The organism is Candidatus Rokuibacteriota bacterium (genome assembly GCA_030647435.1).
GTDB lineage: Bacteria > Methylomirabilota > Methylomirabilia > Rokubacteriales > CSP1-6 > AR37.
The window spans coordinates 1-21559 of the sequence record JAUSJX010000083.1; the positions used below are offsets into that span (position 1 = coordinate 1).

Annotated in this window: 26 protein-coding genes and 3 pseudogenes; 23 read left to right on the forward strand and 6 right to left on the reverse strand. The window is 67.4% G+C overall.

What is annotated here, in order from left to right:
- The 4 genes from Q7W02_15310 to Q7W02_15325 form a co-directional block, all read right to left on the reverse strand.
- On the reverse strand, positions 1-239 hold a 239-nt coding region (locus Q7W02_15310; protein ID MDO8477536.1), incomplete at its 3' end, for a lipopolysaccharide assembly protein LapA domain-containing protein.
- Between the two features lie 211 nt (positions 240-450).
- Positions 451-612 carry a hypothetical protein gene (locus Q7W02_15315; GenBank protein MDO8477537.1) on the reverse strand — a complete coding sequence of 54 codons (162 nt, stop codon included), beginning with the start codon at positions 610-612 and terminating at the stop codon, positions 451-453.
- A gap of 227 nt (positions 613-839) precedes the next feature.
- Positions 840-1256 carry a hypothetical protein gene (locus Q7W02_15320; protein MDO8477538.1) on the reverse strand — a complete coding sequence of 139 codons (417 nt, stop codon included), beginning with the start codon at positions 1254-1256 and terminating at the stop codon, positions 840-842.
- Positions 1257-1491: 235 nt separating this feature from the next.
- A complete protein-coding gene (locus Q7W02_15325; protein ID MDO8477539.1) occupies positions 1492-1659 on the reverse strand; it encodes a DUF1328 domain-containing protein in 168 nt (55 codons plus the stop codon).
- Positions 1660-1991: 332 nt separating this feature from the next.
- Between Q7W02_15325 and Q7W02_15330 the strand changes: the two are divergent.
- The 13 genes and pseudogenes from Q7W02_15330 (at position 1992) to Q7W02_15390 (ending at position 11626) form a co-directional block, all read left to right on the forward strand.
- Positions 1992-2123: pseudogene (locus Q7W02_15330) on the forward strand (bacterioferritin).
- 35 nt (positions 2124-2158) lie between these two features.
- The gene (locus Q7W02_15335; GenBank protein ID MDO8477540.1) at positions 2159-2407 is read left to right on the forward strand and encodes a hypothetical protein; all 249 of its coding nucleotides are present in this window, start codon (positions 2159-2161) and stop codon (positions 2405-2407) included.
- Positions 2408-2835: 428 nt separating this feature from the next.
- On the forward strand, positions 2836-3408 hold the full coding sequence (locus Q7W02_15340; protein ID MDO8477541.1) for a ferritin-like domain-containing protein: 573 nt from the start codon (positions 2836-2838) through the stop codon (positions 3406-3408).
- Between the two features lie 17 nt (positions 3409-3425).
- Positions 3426-3686 carry a hypothetical protein gene (locus tag Q7W02_15345; protein ID MDO8477542.1) on the forward strand — a complete coding sequence of 87 codons (261 nt, stop codon included), beginning with the start codon at positions 3426-3428 and terminating at the stop codon, positions 3684-3686.
- An 18-nt stretch (positions 3687-3704) separates the two neighbouring features.
- Entirely contained in the window at positions 3705-4307 is a 603-nt protein-coding gene (locus Q7W02_15350) for a Fe-Mn family superoxide dismutase (protein MDO8477543.1), read from the forward strand.
- Positions 4308-4356: 49 nt separating this feature from the next.
- On the forward strand, positions 4357-4617 hold the full coding sequence (locus Q7W02_15355; GenBank protein MDO8477544.1) for a CsbD family protein: 261 nt from the start codon (positions 4357-4359) through the stop codon (positions 4615-4617).
- A 134-nt stretch (positions 4618-4751) separates the two neighbouring features.
- Positions 4752-5204 carry a CBS domain-containing protein gene (locus Q7W02_15360; protein ID MDO8477545.1) on the forward strand — a complete coding sequence of 151 codons (453 nt, stop codon included), beginning with the start codon at positions 4752-4754 and terminating at the stop codon, positions 5202-5204.
- A gap of 248 nt (positions 5205-5452) precedes the next feature.
- A pseudogene (locus tag Q7W02_15365) lies at positions 5453-6846 on the forward strand (IS3 family transposase).
- An 84-nt stretch (positions 6847-6930) separates the two neighbouring features.
- A complete protein-coding gene (locus Q7W02_15370) occupies positions 6931-9450 on the forward strand; it encodes a GAF domain-containing protein (GenBank protein MDO8477546.1) in 2520 nt (839 codons plus the stop codon).
- Between the two features lie 116 nt (positions 9451-9566).
- The gene (locus tag Q7W02_15375; protein ID MDO8477547.1) at positions 9567-9818 is read left to right on the forward strand and encodes a hypothetical protein; all 252 of its coding nucleotides are present in this window, start codon (positions 9567-9569) and stop codon (positions 9816-9818) included.
- Positions 9796-10560, forward strand: coding sequence for a metallophosphoesterase (locus tag Q7W02_15380; protein MDO8477548.1), 765 nt, complete (start codon positions 9796-9798; stop codon positions 10558-10560). Before Q7W02_15375 ends, Q7W02_15380 begins: the two co-directional genes overlap by 23 nt.
- A 223-nt stretch (positions 10561-10783) precedes the next feature.
- Positions 10784-11407 carry a BON domain-containing protein gene (locus tag Q7W02_15385; GenBank protein MDO8477549.1) on the forward strand — a complete coding sequence of 208 codons (624 nt, stop codon included), beginning with the start codon at positions 10784-10786 and terminating at the stop codon, positions 11405-11407.
- On the forward strand, positions 11408-11626 hold the full coding sequence (locus Q7W02_15390) for a DUF6496 domain-containing protein (protein MDO8477550.1): 219 nt from the start codon (positions 11408-11410) through the stop codon (positions 11624-11626).
- Positions 11627-11941: 315 nt separating this feature from the next.
- Here the strand turns inward: Q7W02_15390 and Q7W02_15395 are convergent, their stop codons facing one another.
- The gene (locus Q7W02_15395) at positions 11942-12142 is read right to left on the reverse strand and encodes a hypothetical protein (protein ID MDO8477551.1); all 201 of its coding nucleotides are present in this window, start codon (positions 12140-12142) and stop codon (positions 11942-11944) included.
- A 407-nt stretch (positions 12143-12549) separates the two neighbouring features.
- On the opposite strand from Q7W02_15395, the pseudogene Q7W02_15400 reads away from it, so the two are divergent.
- From Q7W02_15400 to Q7W02_15430, 7 genes and pseudogenes are all read left to right on the forward strand, one after another.
- Positions 12550-13925, forward strand: a pseudogene (locus Q7W02_15400) (sigma-54 dependent transcriptional regulator).
- Positions 13926-14464: 539 nt separating this feature from the next.
- Positions 14465-14614 (forward strand): hypothetical protein, encoded by a 150-nt coding sequence (locus Q7W02_15405; GenBank protein ID MDO8477552.1) that lies wholly within the window; start codon positions 14465-14467, stop codon positions 14612-14614.
- Positions 14615-14651: 37 nt separating this feature from the next.
- Positions 14652-15035, forward strand: a complete 384-nt coding sequence (locus tag Q7W02_15410) for a response regulator (protein MDO8477553.1) — start codon at positions 14652-14654, stop codon at positions 15033-15035.
- Positions 15032-15493 (forward strand): secondary thiamine-phosphate synthase enzyme YjbQ, encoded by a 462-nt coding sequence (locus tag Q7W02_15415; GenBank protein ID MDO8477554.1) that lies wholly within the window; start codon positions 15032-15034, stop codon positions 15491-15493. Before Q7W02_15410 ends, Q7W02_15415 begins: the two co-directional genes overlap by 4 nt.
- Before the next feature lies 1 nt (position 15494).
- Positions 15495-16175, forward strand: a complete 681-nt coding sequence (locus tag Q7W02_15420) for an ABC transporter substrate-binding protein (protein MDO8477555.1) — start codon at positions 15495-15497, stop codon at positions 16173-16175.
- A gap of 12 nt (positions 16176-16187) precedes the next feature.
- Entirely contained in the window at positions 16188-16577 is a 390-nt protein-coding gene (locus tag Q7W02_15425) for a hypothetical protein (protein MDO8477556.1), read from the forward strand.
- 19 nt (positions 16578-16596) lie between these two features.
- Positions 16597-16965, forward strand: coding sequence for a hypothetical protein (locus Q7W02_15430; GenBank protein MDO8477557.1), 369 nt, complete (start codon positions 16597-16599; stop codon positions 16963-16965).
- A 196-nt stretch (positions 16966-17161) separates the two neighbouring features.
- Here Q7W02_15430 and Q7W02_15435 read toward each other — a convergent pair whose 3' ends face one another.
- Positions 17162-17776 (reverse strand): OmpA family protein, encoded by a 615-nt coding sequence (locus Q7W02_15435; protein ID MDO8477558.1) that lies wholly within the window; start codon positions 17774-17776, stop codon positions 17162-17164.
- Positions 17777-18093: 317 nt separating this feature from the next.
- On the opposite strand from Q7W02_15435, the gene Q7W02_15440 reads away from it, so the two are divergent.
- Genes Q7W02_15440 through Q7W02_15450 form a run of 3 tightly spaced genes read left to right on the forward strand, consistent with a single transcriptional unit; the run spans position 18094 to position 21448 of the window.
- Entirely contained in the window at positions 18094-19482 is a 1389-nt protein-coding gene (locus Q7W02_15440; protein MDO8477559.1) for a sigma-54 dependent transcriptional regulator, read from the forward strand.
- Positions 19479-20963, forward strand: a complete 1485-nt coding sequence (locus Q7W02_15445; GenBank protein ID MDO8477560.1) for an ATP-binding protein — start codon at positions 19479-19481, stop codon at positions 20961-20963. Before Q7W02_15440 ends, Q7W02_15445 begins: the two co-directional genes overlap by 4 nt.
- On the forward strand, positions 20960-21448 hold the full coding sequence (locus Q7W02_15450; GenBank protein ID MDO8477561.1) for a hypothetical protein: 489 nt from the start codon (positions 20960-20962) through the stop codon (positions 21446-21448). Before Q7W02_15445 ends, Q7W02_15450 begins: the two co-directional genes overlap by 4 nt.
- The last annotated feature ends 111 nt before the right edge of the window (positions 21449-21559 follow it).

A 21559-nucleotide genomic window follows, 5' to 3' on the forward strand; every position in this document is an offset into this window, starting at 1 on the left:
AGCTCGACGATCCGCTTCTCGAGCTGTCGGACCTTACGCTTCAGCTCGATCTCCCGCGCGAAGCCGCTCACCGACGCGAAGAGGACGCCCACGAAGGCCGACAGCAGGAGCAGCAGGGACAGCGGCAGACTCGCGGTTCGCGAGTTGAGGAAGCTTACCGTCACAGGGTCCGGATTCTGGACGGCGAACGCCATTGCCGCCGCGCCGAGGATCGCGATCAGAACGTATACGAAGACCATGGGGACCTCCTATGCCCGGCGCTCGCGGCTCTCACCGGCTCTCGCGTTGCTCATTCGCCCTAAAGGGCGCGAGGGCCCGGTCCGCGGGGCTCGGAACTTGGGGTGGGGGAACGGCGATGTACTTCCGCAGGGCCGACTTCGTGCGCGGGCCCATGATCCCGTCGATCGGACCCGGATCGTAGCCGGCGGCCACCAGAGCCTGCTGGACTTCTCACACGTGACTGGTCCTGGCGCCGGCCCCTGACACGGCGGCCTTCGCGGCAGGCGGCGGTGACGCCGGCTCGTCCGCCCACACCAGGCCCGTGAGCGCGGCCGTCATCACGATCGGGATGCCCACGAGGACTCCAAGACGCGTCGAGACTCTCCGTCGCATAGCGTGATCCTCCTTACCCTGCGCGATGGAACCGCAAGGCCTATGCCATGACGTAAATGCCTGAAAGATCGAGGACACGCCGACGGCGACAGACTCGTCCAGGATTGCGTGGAAGGAACTTCCGAGTAGTTCTTACACAAGAACAGCCGCTCCGGTCTCCGCGCGCCGCCGATTGCACCGAGCCCCCGGGGTGGACTCGCCCCGGGGGACCAGACTTCGTGTGGCTGTTAGGGGCTCACGCCGGGATAGGGACTGCCCCCGCGGCGCAGCGCGCGGAGCCCGCTGTCCACGATGAGGGGCGCGGTGTTCCGGGTCACGTTTTCGCTGCCGTATCCGTAGTAGTGCGCGAAGCCGCCTTCGTCGAGCCGGGCGAGGAGCTCTGATCCGCCGTCACGGATCAGCACGAGGACCCGATGCGTGTTGCACGCGCTCGGCGCACAGCCTGTCAGGGCGATGTAGTCCACTCCGCCGATGCGGACCATGCGGAGCGGTCCGCTGCCGCCGAAATAGGCGCCGGCGCCCGAAGAAAGCTGCCCGCCGCCCTGCGACGCCGGCGCCCAGTCGGCCCCGAAGAGATCACGGACCTTGTCGCCCACCTGCGGATTCTGCAGCACCTCATCTACCGTGTACCCATAGGCGAACACGCGACCATCCCCCGGGAGCAGCTCGGCCGCTGGCGGTATCGGGGACCCAGGTGGCGGAGCGATCGTGCAGCCGGTCGCGAGGAGCACAGCCAGAGCGGACGGCCATCCAGCACGATGCAGGTAACGCATGGGAGCCTCCTTCAGGATTTCGGTTTGGCCCGGCAAGTAAGAAGGACGGTCGCGGCGTCACGGGCCTCGGCACGCCGCGACTGTCTCCAGCGCACCTCGCGGAAACCTACGGCACCCGTACTCCTCGACCGCTGACCAGATGGATGACCAGTATCACGATGCCGACCAGGAACAGAATCCAGGAGATCTGGGACGCTATCGCCGCAACGCCGAAGAGACCCAGGGCGCCGGCGATGAGACCCACGAGCAGAACCGCGAGTGCGTAGTAGAGCATCGTTCTGTCCTCCTTGGGCCCCTTAGGAGACGCAAGTGGCGTGCCAGGGCGATCAGCGCCGCCTAGCGCGGTCCGGCTTCGCCTCCCCTGCCAGCTATTTAAAGGATAGTTCCGCTCGAGATCTCGAGAGCGCCGGCTAGCGGCGGCGGTGTGACGAGTTTTTCTTACACGGTAGCTTTTTCCGTTTTCGATCGCGCGCCGCGAGGCCAAACGCGGCCGCTCGCTGTGTTTCCGACTGCTTAGCTCAGGTGGCTGTCGGGCTGCGGATTGGCACGCTCCTCGCAGCTTGCAAAGCATCGGCGACGGCACGCCGCGAGAGAGGAGAGCGCCCCATGGACAAGCCATTTCTCACGGACATCAAGGAGCTGCGTCGACGGGCCCGCAGTCATATAGAGGAAGGCGCGGTCACCGAAGGCTATCGCGCGGACCGCGAGACCGTGCTGCGGTTGCTCAACGAAGCGCTTTGAATCCATGACATTCCACGAGAGGGGGTGAACACATGAAGAAGATCCTGATGGCTCTTGCCCTGGTGGTGGCTGTCGCCGGCACGGCGCTGGCCAACCAGTGCCCGCTGCTGATCAAGCAGATCCAGGACGCGACCGCCGGCAAGACCGACGATGCGTCGAAGAAGGCTCTGGCGCTCGCCGCTGAGGCGAAGGTGCTTCACGACTCCGGCAAGCACGCCGAGTCCATCGCCACGGCCGACGAGGCCGCGAAGGCGATCAACCTCACGCTCAAGAAGAAGTAGCCCGGAGTGCGGCCCCCGGGGGCGGATCGGCCCCCGGGGGCCTTTCTTGCGTCCCGCCCGCTAAGTGTGGGAAAACTAGCGCGAATATGGCCACCGACGACTGCGCAGACCGCTATCCCTTCCGCGAGATCGAGTCGAAGTGACAGCGGGTCTGGGAGGAGAGCGGTCAGTTCCGCGTCACCGAGGATCTCGCTTTGAAGGATAGTTCCGCTCGAGATCCTGAGAGCGCCGGCTAGCGGCGGCGGTGTGACAGGTTTTTCTTACACGGTAGCTTTTCCCGTTTTCGATCGCGCGCCGCGAGACCAAACGCGGCCGCTCGCTGTGTTTCCGACTGCTTAGCTCCGGTGGCTGTCGGGCTGCGGATTGGCACGCTCTTCGCAGCTTGCGAAGCATCGGCGACGGCACGCCACGAGAGAGGAGAACGCTCAATGGACAGACCATTTCTCACGGACATCAAGGAGCTTCGTCAACGGGCCCGCAGTCATATGGAGGAAGGCGCGGTCACCGAAGGCTATCGCGCGGACCGCGAGACCGTGCTGCGGTTGCTCAACGAAGCGCTCGCGACGGAGCTCGTGTGCGTCCTGCGGTACAAGCGCCACTACTACATCGCGGCGGGCATCCACGCCCAGGCGGTGGCCGCTGAGTTCCTCGAGTACGCCAACGACGAGCAGGGTCACGCCGATCTCATCGCCGAGCGGATCGTGCAGCTCGGCGGGGCGCCCGACTTGAACCCCGATGGCCTCCTGTCGCGGAGCCATTCGGAGTACGTCGAGGGCGAGGATCTGGTCGATATGATCCGAGAGGACTTGGTGGCCGAGCGGATTGCCGTCGACTCCTACCGCGAGATGATCGAGTACCTCGGTGACGACGACCCGACGACGCGCCGCCGGCTCGAGGAGATCCTCGCCACGGAAGAGGGGCACGCCGAGGACCTGCGGATGCTCATCGACGCGTTGGGCAGGGACGAGCGCAAGGCCTTGCGTGCGAGCAGCCAGAGCTAGCGAGGAACCGGGCCGCTATGGGCCTCTGGGGCATGAAGTACTCGGATGCGGACGACAAGTGGTGGGTGGATATGGTGCTGCAAGACGCGCCGCCGGCGGTGCGCCTGGATAGGGTCGGCGGGCGCGTCGTGGCTGACGGCTTCGATGGCGTCACCGGGCCGGTCCTCGTCCACAAGGCGAGCATTCCGCCGGAGGCGCTGAACGACTGGCCGAGCGACATGCCGGTCATCCTCACCCGCGTCGAGCTGGGACCGGACTCATCGTTATCGACCTCGTGAGAGGGAGACAAGAGAGCCATGACCTACAAGGTACAGGAGCGTCTCAAGCCGCGGTCGTTGACGGGCATCTCCGACGGGCAGATCGAGCAGCATTGGCAGCTGTACGAAGCGTACGTCAAGAACACGAACGAGCTGCTCGACGAGCTCCGGGGGGCGGACACGGGATCGCGGCACTGGGCGGAGCTCAAGCGCCGGCTCGGATTTGAATTCAACGGAATGGCGCTGCATGAATACTACTTCGGCAATCTGGCGGCGGACCGCGCGTTGAGACCGAAGAGCGCGCTCACCGACGCCTTGGTGACCGGCTGGGGCGACTTCCGGGCTTGGCGGGAGGACTTCGCCAAGACGGCGGCCATGCGAGGTATCGGCTGGGTCGTCCTCTATCACGACCCGTGGGCCGGCCGCCTGTTCAACTGGTGGGTGAGCGATCACGAGGTCAACCACCCTGCCGGACTGACTCCGATCCTCGTCCTCGACGTGTTCGAGCACGCCTGGATGGTCGACTACGCGATGGGAGAAAAGAGCAAGTACGTCGACGCATTCCTGGAGAACGTCGGCTGGGAGACGGTCGAGCGACGCTTCAAGGACAGCCGGGACCGCCCGGCACGCGTGGCCTCATAGCTGCCGCGAGGCAATGCGTCTGCAGCTCATCTCTAGACGGGAGGCGTTGATGAACAAGGACATCCTGCAGGGCAAGAGGCGGGAACTGAAGGGCCTCGTCAAGGAGCAGTGGGGCAAGCTCACGGACGATGACCTCGACAAGATCGACGGCCAGGCCGAGCGCCTCGTCGGTGTGCTGCAGCAGCGGTACGGCTACGCGAAGGAGAAGGCCGAGCAGGAGTACAAGCGCATCATGGAGCAGTGGTTCGGCAATGGCGGCGGTCTCGACATGGGCCACCCGCGGCTGGACGGTGACCACGAGAAGAAGTGACAGGCTGCACGAGCGGAAAACAAGCGTCCGGACTCCGCGCGACCGGACGCATAGAGAGCTGGAGGCCGCGCAGAGCGAGCTCCCGCGGCCTCCAGCTCAATCACCTTGAGGGCGTAGAACCGAAGGAGGCCGTGATGGCTCGACGGGTTGGACAGGAACGCTACGATGCGCAGTACGTGGGGGACATCATGACCAGCCCCCCGCGAACGCTGGACGTGACGGCGTCCGTCATGGACGCGGCGACACTCATGCGGGAGGGCGACTTCGGAGACGTGGTGGTTCTCGAGGAGGGCCGGCTCTGCGGCATCCTCACCGATCGCGACATCGTCGTGCGCGTGCTGGCGACCGGGGACGATCCCTCGAGCGTACGCGTGGGTGATGTCTGCAGCCGGGAGCTGGTCACAGTGTCCGAGGGAAACGGCATCGGCGACGCGGTCAGGCTCGTCCGCGCGAAGGCGGTCCGGCGCCTCCCGGTCCTGGACGATGACGGAAGGCTCGTCGGCATCCTGTCCCTCGGCGATCTCGCGCTGGCGCGCGATCCGAAGTCGGCGCTTGGCGACATCAGCGCCGCGACACCGAATATATAGAGGAGGAAACCAGCATGCGCACCCCAATTCGATGCACGCGCCGCTTCCTGGTCCCGCTCGCCATAACCGTCGCGCTGCTGGCGGGCTGTGCGGTTCAGCCCGAGCCGGTGGTGACTGCCACGGTTGGCGCGCCGAACACTGTCACGTATCCGGAAGGCCGGTATCAGCTGTACCCCTCTCTGCCAATATGAGTGAGACAGCGTCCCCCGGGAAGTTTAGTGTCGAGGGTGAGTCAGGATTGGAGAGCGATGAGCGCATTGGAGCAGGCCCTTGGTGGACCGGCGATCGAGGTGGTGGCGAAGGCGACGAGGCGGCGGTTCACGGTGGAGTACAAGCGGAAGATCGTCCGGGAGGCCGACGCCTGCAAGACGTCGGGCGCGGACGGGGCGTTGTTGCGGCGGGAGGGGTTGTACTCGTCCCACCTGACGACGTGGCGCGCGGCGCGGGAGCGAGGAGAGCTGGCGGCGGCACCGAAGAAGCGCGGGCCCGTGCCGCGGGTCCCCGATCCGCGCGACCAGCGGATCACCGAACTGGAGCGAGAGAGCACCCGGTGGCGGAAGCGCGCCGAGCGGGCTGAGGCCCTGGTCGAACTGCAAAAACAAGTCGCGGCATTGCTGGGAACGCCGCTGACTACCGAGCCCTCGTGATGGCGACGGTCGCCGAGATCGGGCCCCGGCTCGGTCTCGCGCCGACGTGCGCGGCGCTCGGGCTGCCGCGCGCGACCTACTACCGGCGGCGGCGGCCCCAGAGCGCCCCGCCGCCGCGGCGTCCCTCGCCCCGCGCGCTCAGTCCGGGCGAGCGCGGCGCGGTCCTCGCCGTGCTGCATGAGCCGCGCTTCGTGGATCTCGCCCCGGCGGAGGTCTATGCCACGCTGCTGGACGCCGGGCAGTACGTCTGCTCGGAGCGCACGATGTATCGCGTGCTGGCGGCGCACCAGGAGGTGCGTGAGCGGCGCCGGCAACTCCGGCATCCTCGCTACGCGGCCCCGGAGCTGCCGGCCCGCCGGCCCAACGAGCTGTGGAGCTGGGACATCACGAAGCTGCTGGGGCCGGCGAAGTGGACCTACTTCTACCTGTACGTCATGCTCGACGTCTTCAGCCGGTACGTGGTGGGCTGGATGGTGGCCCATCGCGAGAGCGCGACGCTGGCCGAGCAGTTCATTCGTGAGACCTGCGCCCGCCAGGGCATCGGCCGCGAGCAGCTGACGGTCCACGCCGACCGGGGGCCCGCCATGACTTCCAAGCCCGTGGCCCTCTTGCTGGCCGATCTCGGCGTAACCAAGACCCATGCGCGGCCGCATGTCTCCAACGACAACCCGTTCTCGGAGGCCCAGTTCAAGACGCTGAAGTACCGCCCGGCGTTCCCGACGCGCTTCGGCGCGATCCAGGATGCCCGGGCCCACTGCCACGTCTTCTTCCCGTGGTACAACACCGCGCACCATCACTCCGGCCTCGGCCTGCTCACGCCCGCCGACGTGCACCACGGCGTGGCGGAGCAGCGCGTCGCGGCGCGAGCGATCGTGCTCGCCACGGCCTACGCCGCGCATCCGGAACGCTTCCCCGCCGGCCTGCCCCACCCGCCGGCGCGTCCTGCGGAAGTCTGGATCAACCGACCCAAGATCCTGGAACCCTCGCAGGAGTCAACGAATACCCAGCCATCCCACCGCTTGCCCACGCAGGCGCCTTCGCCTAGCCTGTCGTCGATCGCGGCGCGGTCGTAAGGGCCCGTGAGAAGCAAGGAGGAGCCGATGCGTCGGGGTGCAAAACCCACGAAGCCTAAGGTCGAAGCCAAGTCCCCTGTCGCCCGCAAGTCGCTGAAGAACGAAGGTTCTAGGGTCCGCGACCTTGAGAAGTGCCTCGCGGAGAGCCTGGAGCGGGAGAAAGTGACAGGCGAGATCCTGCAAGGAAAGAATCGCGCGTTGACCGAGGCGCTCGAGCAGCAGAGGGCGACGAGCGAGATCCTGCGCGTGATGAGCAGCGCGCACACCGACGCGCAGCTGGTGTTCGACACGACCGTGCAGAGCGCCGTACGACTCTGCAACGCGGCCAATGCCGCCGTGTTCCGTACCGACGGCAGGACGGTGTACGAGCCCGCGAACTATGGCAGCTCTCCCGAGGCGCTGGCGGCCATGCGGGCACGGTACCCTCGGCCGCTGAACATGGAAACCACGGCGGGGATCGCGATACTGACGCGGTCGGTTGTCGAGATCCCGGACATCGAGGATCCCTCGGCGATCGAGTTCGTGCGGCAAAGCGGACGACTGCTCGGATTCCGGAGCGAGGTCACGGTCCCAATGCTGCGCGAGGGCGAGGCCGTCGGCGCCATCACCGTGGCACGACGCGAGCCGGGTCGGTTTTCGGATGCCGAACTTGAGCTCCTCAAGACCTTTGCCGACCAGGCCGTCATCGCCATCGAGAACGTGCGCCTGTTCAAGGAGCTGGAGGCGCGCAACGCCGAGGTGACGGAGGCGCTGGAGCAGCAGACCGCGACGAGCGAAATCCTCCGCGTGATCAGCCGCTCCGGCACCGACGTGAAGCCCGTGTTCGATGCCATCGCGGAGAGCGCGCGGCGCTTGCTTCGTGGTTGGGGCGCGCTCGTCGTGCGCCTCGACGGTCAGCTGCTCCACGCCGCCGCGATCAGCGGCGGCGTGCCCGGCTCCGCTGAGGGGTTGCGCGAGCTCTTTCCGACGTCCGCGGAACGCGGGACGACGTTAACCGGTGATGCGATCCTCGATCGTGAGGTCAAGTTCATCACGGACGTCGAAACCGACGAGATGTGGGCCGGCATGCGAGCCCGGGCGGGGACACGTGGCTGGCGCGCGAACCTGGCGGTGCCGATGCTCCAGGACGGTCAACCGATCGGCGCGATCACGGTGACCCGAGCGGAGCCGGGACCGTTCGCACCCCAGGACATCGAGCTGCTGAAGACCTTCGCGGACCAGGCCGTCATCGCGATCGAGAACGCCCGACTGCTGAACGAACTGCAACAGCGCACGCGCGAGCTCGCCTGCTCCGTCGAGCAGCTCACCGCGCTCGGCGAAGTCGGGCGCGCCGTCAGCTCGACGCTCGATCTCGAGACAGTGCTGACGACGATCGTCTCGCGCGCGGTGCAGCTGTCCGGCCTCGATGGCGGCGTGGTCTTCGAATACGACGAGGCGACGGAGGAGTTCGTGCAGCGTGCCGCCACAGAACAGGGCGGTGCGCTCGCGCTCGCGCGGCGCGCCACGCGGATCCGCAAGGGCGAAGGCCTGGTCGGCCGCACCGCGATCACGCTCGAGCCCGTCCAGGGCGCGGACATCTCCGCAGCCGGCGCAGACGAGAGTCGCTTGCGCGACAACCTCATCGAATCGGGCATCCGTGGCCTGCTCGCGGTACCGATGGTGCGTGAAGGCCAGCTCATCGGCAGCCTCGTCGTCAGCCGCAACGCTGCCGGAGCGTTTTCGCCCGAGACCGTCGACTTGCTGCGGACGTTCGCGACGCAGTCTGCACTCGCGATCCAGAACGCACGGTTGTTTCGGGAGATCCAGGATAAGAGTCGACAGCTCGAAATCGCCAGCCAGCACAAGTCCGAATTCCTCGCGAGCATGGCCCACGAACTGCGTACACCGTTGAACGCGATCATCGGATTTTCGGACGTGCTGCTGCAGGGGATGTTCGGCGAGACGAGTGAGAAGCAGACCGAGTACCTTCGCGACATCCTGGCGTCGGGCCAACACCTCTTGTCGCTCATTAACGACATTCTCGACCTCTCGAAAATCGAGGCGGGCCGGATGGAGCTTGACCTCGCAGCCTTCGATCTGCCAACGGCGATCGACAACGCCATGATCCTGATGCGCGAGCGCGCCGCGCGCCGCGGGATCGCGCTCGAGCGTCACGTCGACGAACGTGTGGCCGAGATTCGAGCCGACGAGCGCAAGGTGAAGCAGGTCCTACTGAATGTGCTCTCGAACGCTGTGAAGTTCACTCCAGAGGGTGGCCGCATCGAGGTCCGCGCTGCGCTTGCGGATGGCATGGCGGAGATCTCGGTGACCGACACAGGCATCGGCATCGCGCCCGAGCATCATGACGCGGTCTTTGAAGAGTTTTGCCAGGTCGGCAAAGCGGACAAGAAAGCGGAAGGGACGGGACTCGGCCTGGCGCTCTGCCGGAAGTTCGTCGAGCTGCACGGCGGGCGGATCGGGGTCAAGAGCGAGGTTGGCGTCGGCTCGACATTTACGTTCACGCTTCCGGTGCGCTGTGGCGAATGAAAAAGCCGAAGGACTCCGCCGCTACAGTAAACTCACGAACTCACTGTCTCATTCTCGTTGACAGGTTCCGACCTCACCCTCTTCGGTTTCATCTGTATCCCGGGGAGCGCGGGCGCGTGCGGGCGGACGTCATGCTGGGGCTCTGCCGTCTGCTGGAGGATGAGTCGCGGTGGCCCATGTCAGGCCAGCGGCTCTGCCAGGGCACGCTGCTCTCACGGGAGCAGTACCTGGCCGGTGTGTTTCGCTGGGGGTACGCGGACGCGCGGGTCGGACCCAACGGTCCGATGACGACCGAGGAGGTGTCGCACTGGACGGCGGCGATCCGCAAGGAGAAGGGAGACAAGGATGCGGCTGGCGGCGGTCGGTGACGTCCACTGCAAGAAGACCTCGCGCGGGGCCTTCGAGGCGCTGTTCGCCGCCATGGGTGCCGCCGCCGACGTCTTGGTCCTCTGCGGGGACCTGACCGACTACGGGCTGGCGGACGACGAGGCGCGAGTGGTGGTAGCAGAGCTGAGCGCGGTCAAGCCGGCGCCCGTCGTCGCGGTGCTCGGCAATGACGATTACGAATCGGACCAGGCCGACCACGTCAAGGGCATTCTCGGTGACGCCGGGGTGAAGGTGCTCGATGGAGACGCGTGCGAGATCGACGGTGTTAGCTTCGCCGGCGTCAAGGGCCTGGGCGGAGGCTTCGGGGAGCGGGTGCTCCAGCCCTGGGGCGAGGACGTCACCAAGCGATTCGTGCGTGAGGGGGTCGAGGAATCGCTCAAGCTCGAATCGGCCCTCGCACGGATCACGAGCGCCCAGCGCGTCGCCGTTCTCCCCTATTCGCCGATTCGGGAGACCGTCGAGGGGGAGCCTCCCGAAGTATTTCCTTTCCTCGGATCCAGCCGTCTCGAGGAGCCGCTGCTGAGGTACCCGATCGCCGTCGCACTCCACGGCCACGCCCATCACGGCCGCCTCGAGGGCCGGACGCGGAGCGACGTTCCCGTCTACAACGTGTGCATCCCGGTGCTCGAGAAGCTGGCCCTGGGCCATCGGCCGTACTGGATGGTCGAGCTGGATCCCGCGGGATCGCCCTCAGCTGTCGGCCGAAGATTGCGGGCTGTGTAAGAGTGACGCGGTGTGCGAGAAGTTCTGACCGGGTCGCGGTCCGCACGAGCCGGTCAACCCCGTCCTTTCCGAGGATTTCGACCCTCAAGCTCGCGTAACGCCATTGGCACGCCCATTGCGTCATCGTGGGCAGAGGTTCGCGGATGGACGTCAAGCGAGAAATCCAAGGAGGACGACGACAATACGTTATCTGACTGTCACGAGTGTGGGGCTGGCCGCGGTGATGCTGGTCGGCGCACCGGCGTACACGCAGGCGCAGACCACGACCGAGAAGCCGAGCACCACCGAGCGGATGGAGCAGAAGGCCGACGAGGCCGGCAGCAAGGTCAAGAGCATGGCCCGAGAGGCCAAGACGAACGTCACCGATTCTTGGGTGACCTCCAAGACCAAGATCGCCCTCTTCGCCGACGAGCGGGTCAAGGGGCGTCAGATCAGCGTCGAGACCAAGAGCGGAACGGTCATGCTGCGAGGCAAGGTCGATTCGGAGGAGGCCAAGGCGGCGGCATCCGACATCGCGAAGCGCGTTGAGCACGTCAAGAGCGTGCGCAACGAGCTCCAGGTCGTGCCGCCGGCGGACCGCCCGAGGGTCGACACAGACGACAAGGCGATCATGAGCATGGTCGAGCAGCGGTTGAAGGAGGATCGGCAGCTGAAGACCGCGAAGATCAACGCGCGCGTCGACTCCGGCATCGTGACGCTGACGGGCGAGGTGAAGAGCTTTGCGCTGAGCTCGCGGGCGTCCGAGGTTCTGAGTGACGTGCCAGGCGTCCGCGCCGTGAGGAACGATCTGAGCTACGAGCCGCGGAGCAGCAGCCTTGCGCCCTCGGCGCCGTCCGGAGGGAAGTAGATGGCCCGAGCGCGCGGCAGCCGCAGGCGGCACGCCGGGCCGACCCGGACCGATCGGATCGTCGAGCGGAAGATGAAGGCGGTTATCGGTGAGTACAAACGGGGCCGGCTCCGGTCGAGATCGGGCGCCCGCGTCCGCTCGCCGAAACAGGCCGTGGCGATCGGCCTGAGCGAGGCGAGGCGGGCCGGCGCCAGGATCCCGAAGCGGCCCCGCTCGTAGAGGCGGTTCGACGATGCTCCCCGGGCCTTCCGGCCCGGGGAGCAGGACGAAGGGCGACCGCCTCGACGCGAGGCTCAAGCAGCTGCCGCCCCCGTGGCCGTGACGAGCGACCGATCATCCCCCCCGGGGCGCGGCGCCGGAATCGGGGTGCCCGTGTAGTGCCGTCGAGGACGAGCAGTTGGTCAGGATGCTCTGAGCCAGCTTGGCGTTGGGCACCACGATGAGGTCCTTGCTCAGACTGCGTATCCGGGAGGGCCGCGGCCGTCACGGCGACGGCCACAGCCAGAGGAGGCAACAGCTCCGGCGCGAGGCCAGTCACGGGTTGATGTCGATCCCGCGCTGCTCCGGCCGAGGCTCGGCGGGCTCGAGGAATTGGGCGGCGCAGAAGGCGCAGTATTCGACCGACTCGAGCGTGTACGCGCATACGGGACAGCAGGGGCGTCCGCACTCGATGCATCCGAGATCCTCGACCGCGCGCAGGATCGGCGCTCCGCAATCACAGGTGGATCTGTTCATATGACCTCCTCTCGAAGTTTCGCGGCGTGTGTCCGCCGATACGCACGTAATTGATCGGCTGCAAGTTGTGTGCCCCAGCGTCACGATCTCGCGGATTCGGAGTGCCCGGCCGAAATGACGGCGTAGAGGCCGGCTCCGCGCGCGACCGGCCGGGACAGAAGCGCCCCTGTGTCGAGTTTGCACGGTAAGAATTTCCAGGCAGACCGTGCCCCTGTCCCGAACAGCCTCGGGCGCAGCGTCGATTTCCGGGCGTGACTTCGCGTAACCCACCGACGGGGTTGCCAAATGCGCCGGCACGGCATCTCCGGGCCGCCCCCGGGGCACATCGTTTGCTCTCTTTCGGATGGGGCGGGGGACGGCGTCCTCCGCCAGGAAACGACGCTCCGAAGCCTCTGGGAGGTGGCGAGATGAAGCATCGCATCCTCATCGCGGACGACGAGGAAGCCGCACGCTCCGGACTTGCGTCGCTGCTTTCGACGTGGGGGTACGACGTTGAGGTGGCCGTCGACGGAAAGGATGCCCTCGACCGCGCGGCGGAGTTCCAGCCCTGCGTCGTCATCGGCGACATGGTCATGCCGGGGATGGACGGGATGACTCTTCTGAAGCCACTGGCGGAGACGGTGCCCGACGCCGTCGTCATCTTCCTCACGGGGCACGCCACCGTCGAGAGCGCGGTCGCGGCGATGAAGGACGGCGCGTACGACTATCTGACCAAGCCCGTGGAGCCGAAACGCCTCCGCGTGCTCCTGGAGAAAGCCGTCGATCGGGTCACGGTGCTTCGCGAAGTGACCTTGCTGAGGCGGCAGCTGAGGGAGAGCCGAGGCTTCGGCGCGCTGCTGGGGACGAGTCCTGCCATGCAGGAGGTGTACCGCTTCATCGAGCTGGCCTCGGCGAGCTCGGCCCCGGTCCTCATCTCCGGAGAGACCGGCACGGGCAAGGAGCTGGTCGCCCGCACGATTCACGAGATGTCCACGCGTGCAAAAGGCCCCTTCGTGGCGGTGAACTGTTCAGCGATTCCCGAGACGCTCCTGGAGAGTGAGCTGTTCGGCCACGAGAAGGGCGCCTTCACGGGAGCGCTCGAGCGACGGGCCGGCTACTTCGAGCTGGCGACCGCGGGCACGATCTTCCTGGACGAGATCACGGAGATGAGCCTCGCGCTCCAAGCGAAATACCTGCGCGTGCTCCAGGACGGCGTCATCCGGCGCCTCGGCGCGAAGGGCGAGCTGTCAGTCGACGTCCGGGTCGTGGCGGCGACGAACCGGGACGCCGCGCAGGCGGTGCAGGACAAGGCTCTGCGGGAGGACCTGTACTACCGAATCAACGTCCTCAATATCTCCCTGCCTCCGCTCCGGCGGCGCCTCGAGGACCTCGACCTCCTCATCGACGCCTTCATCACCGAATTCAACGAGGAGTACAAGCGGCAGGTGAAGCCCGTGGACGACGCCACCCTGGCACGTTTGCGCGAGCATGGCTGGCCCGGGAACGTCCGCGAGCTGCGGAATATCATCGAGCGCGCCGTGGTCGGCAGCGTGGGGGATTTGATCACGTCCGAGAGCCTGCCGTTCGCCTCACCCCCACGACGAAGCCCGCTTCGACCGACGCGGTCATCTTACCGCTGGGCACGACGCCCGAGCAGGGCGAGCGCGAGCTCATCCAGAGAACGCTGGAATCCGTGAAGAACAACAAGACGCGCGCCGCCGCGATTCTCGGCACGACCCCCAAGACCCTTCAGAACAAAGCTCGGCGCTGGCGGTGCGAGGCCGCTGAGACGGCCGGGAGTTGATCCGGCGGGCGCCGTGCAAACTTTACCCGCCCTCGGAAGGAGTGACCGGATCGGGGGGGGCGCGTGCTCGGGCGCCCATCGGCCAGATGCGGGCTTGAATGAATGATTGTGTTCCGCGTTGAGGCCCCTGGCTGTAGGGTGGCACGGCCGATGCACCAAGGCGATGCATCAAGGTGTCGTCCAGGAGGTGGCCACGATGAGACCGATCGTGCAGTTCTTCTTCTCGAGACTTCCGGGCCCCGGCCTGCGGATGCGAGCGCAGCAATCCCTCGGCGCGGCGCCTTTCGCGGCAATGACGCCGGGCTCGACGCCAGACGTCGGCGCCGTCGACGCGGGCCTCATGCCGGTCGCGGCCGTGGTTCTGCTTGTGCTGATCGTGTGGAGCGCGGTGAAGCTCTACGACCGGAGCCGAAAGCGGAAGGAGGAGGCGGTTGTGCTCCAGGCGAAAATCTCCGACGCGTTGATGGTCGAGCCGTCGCTGTCCGGTCTGCCCCTGACGCCCACCGTCCGGATGCCCCCTGTGGCGACGCGGCCCCGTGATGATCGAGCTCAGCGGCTCAGTCCCGCGGCCGGCGCTCCGGCAGGCTGCCATCACCCTGGTCCTCCGGGAAGCCGACAGCATCGGCAAGAGCTGTTGTCTCCAGGACCGGATTGCTGTCACACCGGCGCGCCTCGGGCGGGCCGCCTGAGAGCGGCCTCGGTCCAGAGCCGTCGTGGCCCAGGCACATGGCCCAGCGGATCTTAGTCGCGGATGACGACCCCTCCTCACTGGAGGGACTGCGCGTGCTGCTAGCGAACTGGGGATATGAGGTAGAGACCGCCTCGGACGGACGGGTTGCACTGCAGAAGATCTCGGCGGCCAAGCCCAAGGCGGTCATCATGGACGTGGTCATGCCCATGATGGACGGGCTCGAGCTCCTGGGCGCGCTCCGAATCGAGAGACCCGGGATGCCCGTCATCGTCCTGACAGGGCAGGGGGGCCTTGACACGCTCTTGCGCGCGAGGCAGCAGGGAGCCTACGCGTATCTCGCGAAGCCGGTAGACGTCGGGCGCCTCAAGAGCGTGTTGGCCCGCGCACTCGCAAAGCCGGAGGGGGGGACGACGCCGTGACAGCGACCATCGTGGACCGGCGGGGCGGGTTGAAGGTCGTGCGGCAGACCTTCGCGGTCTCCAGCGCGACGCACCGGCAGGCGATCGACGTGACGCCCCAGGTGCGGGGCGCCCTCCACGGCGCCGGCGTGTCGAACGGGCTCGTCATCGCCAACTGCCTGCACACGACCTGCGCGGTGGTCATCGACGAGCCCCGGCCCGAGCTGGTCGACCACCTGGTGCGGCTGATCGGCCGCCTGGTGGATGACGACGCTCCATACAAGCATAACGATCCGCGACTCTCGGACTGCGAGCGGGGCAACGCCGCGGCGCACTTGCGCGCGACCATCCTGGGGCACGGAGTCGCCGTCGGCGTCACGGACAGCGAGCTTCTGCTGGCCGGGTCCCAGGCCATCATCCTCGCGGAATGGGACGGCCCGCGCCCACGGCAGATGCACGTCCAGATCATGGGGATATAACGTGGCCCTATCACGAGTTGACCTGACCCGATCGGTCCGACTCATCCGAGTCGTCGTGGCCCTGCTTCCGCTCGCCTGCGCGTGCCTCTTCCCGCCGCCGGCGTCGGCCGGAGCGCCGACAGACCAGCTCAAGGCCCCTGTCGACCAGGTGATCCGGATCCTCCGGGACCCGAGGCTCAAGCCGGACTCCATGGCGGCCGAGCGCCGGGCCGCGATCCGCAAGGAAGCTGAGTCCATCTTCGACTTCCCGGAAACCGCCAAGCGCGCGCTCGGCCGTCACTGGCAGAACTTGAGCGCCGCCGAGCAGCGCGAGTTCGTGTCCCTCTTCACCGATCTGCTCGAGCGGGCCTACCTCGTGAAGATCGAGCGATACAGTGGGGAGCCGATCGTCTACACGGGCGACTCCATCGAGGGCGAGCTGGCGACCGTCAAGACCAAGTTCATCACGAAGCAGGGCACCGAGATTCCGATCGAGTACCGTCTTCTCCGGCACGGCGACCGCTGGCTGGTCTACGACGTCTTCGTCGAGGGGGTCAGCCTGATCGCCAACTACCGGACCCAGTTCGACCGGATCATGCGGACCGGCTCGTACCAGGAGCTCGCCCGCAGGCTCCGAGCCAACCAAGCCGAGTTCAGCGTCCCGGCAGGCTCGCAGCAGGGGGCCCGGATGCCGCGGTCGTGAAAGGAGCCAACCATGCTTAGTCGAGCGCCACTGCGCTTCGTCCTGATCACGCTCTCCCTGGCGAGTCTCGTCTGGCTGTTCCCGGCGGCCTCGCCGGCCGGCGTCCGCCACGCCGGCACCGTGCTGGTGGTGGATGCTTCCGCCGGCACCTTGACCCTCGAGGAGTATTGGATCAATGGGCAGCGGCGTATGCTCAAGATCCGCATCACCACCGACACGCAGTTCGTCCTGTCCGAGCGCAACGAGATGTTCAGGGATCTGACCGACACGTTCACCACGACGCCGATCCACGCGACGGATCTCAGGATCGGAGACTTCGTCGTCGTCGAGCTGGTGGACACGGCTTCTGACAACCTTGCGAGCCTCGTGATGGTCACGCACCCTGCGGCGGCCGGCTCATAGGACCAAGGAGGGATGCGCGATGCTGAAGATGCTGGCAAGTTTCGCCTCCGTGCTGTTGATGCTGGGACTGCTCGGGGCGGAGCTGGCTCGGGCGGCCGATGACTCGAAGGTGAAGCAGGGCGCCAAGCAGGTCGAGAGCGGAGCCAAGCAGGTCGGCGAGGGCGTAGTGGATACCGCCAAGGGCGTTGGCAAGACGGTCGTTGGCGGCGCCGAGGTCGCGGGGGAGAAGATCAAGGAGGCCGGCGAGGCCGCCAAGCCGGCCGCCAAGAGCGCATGGAACAATGTCCGCGACGGCGCGGTGTCCTTCGGTCACAGCGTGAAGACGTTCTTCACGCGGCTCTTCAGCGATTCAGCTGAGCGCGAAGTAGACGAGAAAAGGAAGATGTGATCACGATCGAATCGCGGATGGGATGCCACACGCGCTGACATAGACCTCGCCCCGTGACGCCGCCGTGATGGCGGGAGGGACGGCGGGCGCGGTGTGAAGAGGTACCGCGCCCGCCCTGAGTGGGACCCCTACGTCACCTGTCGTTCTCGACGCTCACGGGTTCTCGCGCATGCCGGCGCCCGACGCCAGCGCGCTGCTACTCAACGTCGGTCATCAGCGTGACGGTCACCCGGCGCTTCTTCTCGTCGGGAGTGCCGCGGTCGCCGAGCGGGCCCATGCCGATGGCCTGCACGCGAGAGAGCTGCACGCCCTTGTCCGCGAGGAAGCGGCGGACGGCCTCGACACGGCGCTGGGCGAGCGTGTAGTTGTAGCTCTTGGTGCCCTTGGGGTCGGTGAAGCCGCCGAGCTTGACCACGAGCGTCGGGCTCGCTTCCAGCTCCTTGACTACGGTGAGGAGGGCGGTCTGGGCCCCGTCGGAGAGGTCGGCCTGGTCGAACCCGAAGTAGATCTCGACTGTGTCCACCGTCTTCTGGTTGTAGCGGTTCGACCAGAGGCGCGTGAGGCGGCTGTCCACGCCGCCGGCCTTGGCCATGGCGCCGTCGGCGCGCTCACCGGCGTCGCGCGTGAGCCGGGTAGTCTCGCCGAGATTCGTCTCGGTGGTCTTGATCTGCCCGCTGAGCCCGTCCATCCGCTCGCCGATCTCGGCTTCCTTCTTGCCCATGAGATCGCGGACCCAGTCCCGACTCGCGCAGCCTGAGACGACCATGAGCACGGCAGGTAGCAGCACGGCGATCCTTGTCATCTGCAGCATTCTGACCTCCTTCTCCAGGGTTGAGGACGATTGAGGTCGTCCGCTCGGAATGCAACATATGCGCCAGCACTGGACCGCAGGCTTTCGCCGTCGAGAGGGTCGATGGCGGGCACGTCGCGGCCGGCGACCGCGTAATCTTTACGCGGGGCCGTGTAAGCGTTACTCGACGCCCGCGGCTGCGAGACCGGTGGAGGCCTCCGCGAGCCTGGTTCCCGCGGTTGCCTGCACTTGACTGCCATCCCGGTTTGGCACAGCCTATGTAAGCGGTTCGACTGCACTCGGGGTGTCACCGCACCTTTGGGGGCGAGATAAATCCCATGAGCCTCAAGATACTGGTAGTTGATGACGAGACCGCCGCGCGGAGGGGGCTGGTGTCTCTCCTCTCGGGCTGGGGCTACGCCGTCGAGGAAGCCGCCGACGGGCAGGAAGCCCTCGAAAAGGCCGTCGCCGGCCTGCCGTCAGTGGTCATCACCGACCTCGTCATGCCCCGTCTCGACGGCCACGCTCTCCTCAAGGCGCTGCGCGAGGAAGCGCCCTTTGCCGCCGTCATCCTTTTAACAGGGCAGGGCAGTATCGAGACCGCCGTGGCCGCCATGAAGGACGGCGCCTACGACTACCTGACCAAGCCCGTGGAGGTGGCGCGCCTCAAGCTGCTCATTCCCAAGGCCGCCTCCAGCAGCGAGGCCCTGCGCGAGGTCGCGCTCCTGCGCCGTCAGCTCCGCCAAGTCATGGGTATGGGGCGGCTGGTGGGCACCGGGCCCGCGATGCAGGCGCTCTACCGGATGATCGAGATGGCGGCGCCCACGCCGGCGCCGGTCCTGATCTCGGGGGAGAGCGGCACGGGCAAGGAGCTGGTGGCGCGGACCATCCACGAGCTGTCGCCGCGGGCGCAGGCGCCATTCGTCGCGGTCAACTGCGCGGCCATTCCCGAGACGCTCCTCGAGAGCGAGATCTTCGGCCATGAGAAGGGCGCCTTCACGGGCGCGCTCGAGCGCCGGGCCGGCTGCTTCGAGCTCGCGCACCAGGGGACGCTCTTCCTCGACGAGATCGCCGAGATGAACCCGGCGATGCAGGCCAAGTTCCTTCGGATCCTCGAGACCAGCGTGGTCAGGCGCCTGGGCGGCCGCGCCGAGGTCAAGATGGACGTGCGCGTGCTGGCGGCCACGAACAAGGACCCACAAAAGGCGCTGCGAGATGGCACGCTTCGCGAGGACCTGTACTACCGCCTGAACGTGGTCAGCCTTGCGCTGCCGCCGCTCCGCGACCGGCGCGAGGACATCCCGCTCCTCATCCAGGCCTTCGTCGAGGAGTTCAACGCCAAGTACGACAGGCGCATCGGCGGCGTCGACCAGGCGGCGCAGGCGGCGCTCGAGGCGGCCCCGTGGCCCGGCAACGTGCGCGAGCTGAGGAACACCCTCGAGCGGGCGGTCATCGTCTGCGGCGAGGGGCGGATCGGCCTCAGGCACCTGGCTGATCCGTCCGGCAGCGCCAGCCCGCGGGCGGCCGCCCCGCTCCCCGAGCATCCCTCGGCGGTGTCCGGGAACGACTTGGCCGTGCCCATCGGGACGAGCCTGGATGAAGCGGAAAAGCAGCTGATCCTGCGCACGCTTGCCGCCCAGGACAACAACAAGACGCGGGCCGCTCAGGTTCTGGGTATCAGCCTCAAGACGCTGCATAACAAGCTCAAGGCGTACGGCGGCCCATGAGGCTCCGGCTGGGGATCCGCTTCAAGGAAGCGGTCGCGGTCAGCCTGGTCGCGCTGACCCTGGTGGCGGTGACCACGGCTGTGCACCTCGCCCAGCTCACCCGCGTGATAGTGGAGGAGGCGGGGCGCCAGGTCCAGCTCGTGGCGCGGCAGATCTACGCCCAGAGCAGCCGCTCGATCCTGCGGGGGTCGCGGCGGGCCCCGAATGAATTGCTGCGGCGGGACGGCGAGCTCCGCGGCTTCCTTGATGCCAGCGTCGGCTACTCGCCACACCTGCTGTACGTGCTGATCGCCGACCGCGCCGGGCGGGTCATCGTGCACACGGAGCGGCCGCGGGAGGGGACCGTGGCGCCGGTCTACCCAAGCCTCGACGCGCTCCTGAAGGAGAACGCCGCCTCGCGCTTTCTCACCCTCTATCGCGCCGGGCAGACGTACGAGGTCGTGCTGCCGATGAACCTGAACGGCGAGCCCTTCGGGAGCATTCGGCTGGGACTCAGCACGACGCTCCTCAGGCGCGAGCTCAACTCGGCCCTGCGCCAGAGCCTGACGCTGGCCGCGCTGGCCCTGCCGCTGGCGTGGCTCGTGGCCTGGGCCCTCGCGCGGCTGATGCTGAAGCCCCTGCGCTCGCTGACGCGGGAGGTCGGGCGGCTCGCCCGCGGCGAGTTCGAGATCGCGCCGTCCAGAGTAGCGCACGACGAGTTCCAGGAGCTGTCCGCGGACCTCCAACGGCTGGGGCAGCAGCTCGAGCCGGCCCGCGTGGCCATGCTCTCCGAGCGCGCCCACGTGACCGTCCAGTCACTCGTGAGCTACTCCCAGCGGCTGGCGGCGCTCGGCCGCCTGACCTCGGGGGTGGCCCACGAGGTCAAGAATCCGCTCAACGCGATGATGATCCATCTCGAGCTTCTCAAGGAGCGGCTGGACGCACCTTCCCAGGAGGTGCAGCAGAGCCTGGAGGTGATCGGCAGCGAGATCCGGCGTCTCGACCGCGTCGTGCAGGGTTTCCTGCGCTTCATGCGGCCGCACGAGCTGGAGCTCAAGGCCATCGAGGTCGCGACGCTCGTCCAGAGCGCCGTGGTGCTCGTCGAGGCCGAGTGGCAGAGCCAGGGGATCCGCTTTGCCGTCGAGGTGGCGCCGGGGCTGCCCACCATCGAGGCCGACGAAGAGCTTCTCCGGCAGGCCTTGCTCAACCTCATCCAGAACGCCTGCCAGGCCATGCCGCGCGGCGGCTTCGTCACGGTCGGGGCCCGGGTCGAGGGCACCACGCTCTGCCTCGAGGTGACGGACGAGGGCGTGGGCATCGCGCCCGACGACGTCGAGCGCATCTTCACGCTGTATTACACGACCAGGCCCGACGGCACCGGCATCGGGCTCTCGGTCGTCTACCGCATCGTGCAGATGCACGACGGCTCGATCGACGTGCGGAGCGAGCTCGGCCGGGGCACGACCATGACGGTCCGGCTGCCATTGAGGGGAGCGCGATGAGACTCGCGCTGCTCGTTGTCGCGGCGTGCCTGGGCCTTACGGGCTGCGCGACGATCAAGAGCTGGTTCGCGCCTTCGACCCCGCCCGCCGGGGCCGAGCAGCCGGAGGAGCGCGCGAGGCGAGCCGCGCCCCCGCCGACATCGAGCCCACCGCACGCGGCGCCGCCGCGTCCCGGCACGCCGGCGCCTGCGCCGCCTCCGGTCCCCGCTGACGCGCCGCCGCCTGTGCTCTCGCCCGTGCTGAGCGCAGTGGATGAGCAGAGGCTCCGCGCCGAGACCCAGCAGCGCATCGACGGCGCCGAGCAGCGTCTGCGCCAGATCGATCAGGCGAAGCTCGCGTCCGGTCAGCAGGACAGCCTGCAGACCGTCCAGAGCTTCCTCGACAAGGCGCGCGAGGCGCTCCAAGCGCAGGACGTCCAGCGTGCCTTCACCCTGGCCGACAAGGCGTACCTTTTGGCGGACGAGCTGGCCAGACGCCCGCGTTGACCCGGCGCCGGCGGGCTCCGTGTAAGCCTTCCCCCACCCTGGGTAACTCTTACCTCCCGCTCTCCACGCGCCACGCCGGCGAAGACGTCTAAGTCCGCGTCACGCCGTGGT

Excerpts from the sequence above, each read along its gene's own strand:
- Q7W02_15315 (MDO8477537.1), bottom strand. The coding sequence starts at position 612 with ATGCGACGGAGAGTCTCGACGCGTCTTGGAGTCCTCGTGGGCATCCCG.
- Q7W02_15325 (MDO8477539.1), bottom strand. The coding sequence starts at position 1,659 with ATGCTCTACTACGCACTCGCGGTTCTGCTCGTGGGTCTCATCGCCGGC.
- Q7W02_15335 (MDO8477540.1), top strand. The coding sequence starts at position 2,159 with ATGAAGAAGATCCTGATGGCTCTTGCCCTGGTGGTGGCTGTCGCCGGC.
- Q7W02_15340 (MDO8477541.1), top strand. The coding sequence starts at position 2,836 with ATGGACAGACCATTTCTCACGGACATCAAGGAGCTTCGTCAACGGGCC.
- Q7W02_15345 (MDO8477542.1), top strand. The coding sequence starts at position 3,426 with ATGGGCCTCTGGGGCATGAAGTACTCGGATGCGGACGACAAGTGGTGG.
- Q7W02_15350 (MDO8477543.1), top strand. The coding sequence starts at position 3,705 with ATGACCTACAAGGTACAGGAGCGTCTCAAGCCGCGGTCGTTGACGGGC.
- Q7W02_15355 (MDO8477544.1), top strand. The coding sequence starts at position 4,357 with ATGAACAAGGACATCCTGCAGGGCAAGAGGCGGGAACTGAAGGGCCTC.
- Q7W02_15360 (MDO8477545.1), top strand. The coding sequence starts at position 4,752 with ATGGCTCGACGGGTTGGACAGGAACGCTACGATGCGCAGTACGTGGGG.
- Q7W02_15380 (MDO8477548.1), top strand. The coding sequence starts at position 9,796 with ATGCGGCTGGCGGCGGTCGGTGACGTCCACTGCAAGAAGACCTCGCGC.
- Q7W02_15385 (MDO8477549.1), top strand. The coding sequence starts at position 10,784 with ATGCTGGTCGGCGCACCGGCGTACACGCAGGCGCAGACCACGACCGAG.
- Q7W02_15390 (MDO8477550.1), top strand. The coding sequence starts at position 11,408 with ATGGCCCGAGCGCGCGGCAGCCGCAGGCGGCACGCCGGGCCGACCCGG.
- Q7W02_15395 (MDO8477551.1), bottom strand. The coding sequence starts at position 12,142 with ATGAACAGATCCACCTGTGATTGCGGAGCGCCGATCCTGCGCGCGGTC.
- Q7W02_15405 (MDO8477552.1), top strand. The coding sequence starts at position 14,465 with ATGATCGAGCTCAGCGGCTCAGTCCCGCGGCCGGCGCTCCGGCAGGCT.
- Q7W02_15410 (MDO8477553.1), top strand. The coding sequence starts at position 14,652 with ATGGCCCAGCGGATCTTAGTCGCGGATGACGACCCCTCCTCACTGGAG.
- Q7W02_15425 (MDO8477556.1), top strand. The coding sequence starts at position 16,188 with ATGCTTAGTCGAGCGCCACTGCGCTTCGTCCTGATCACGCTCTCCCTG.
- Q7W02_15430 (MDO8477557.1), top strand. The coding sequence starts at position 16,597 with ATGCTGAAGATGCTGGCAAGTTTCGCCTCCGTGCTGTTGATGCTGGGA.
- Q7W02_15435 (MDO8477558.1), bottom strand. The coding sequence starts at position 17,776 with ATGCTGCAGATGACAAGGATCGCCGTGCTGCTACCTGCCGTGCTCATG.
- Q7W02_15440 (MDO8477559.1), top strand. The coding sequence starts at position 18,094 with ATGAGCCTCAAGATACTGGTAGTTGATGACGAGACCGCCGCGCGGAGG.
- Q7W02_15445 (MDO8477560.1), top strand. The coding sequence starts at position 19,479 with ATGAGGCTCCGGCTGGGGATCCGCTTCAAGGAAGCGGTCGCGGTCAGC.
- Q7W02_15450 (MDO8477561.1), top strand. The coding sequence starts at position 20,960 with ATGAGACTCGCGCTGCTCGTTGTCGCGGCGTGCCTGGGCCTTACGGGC.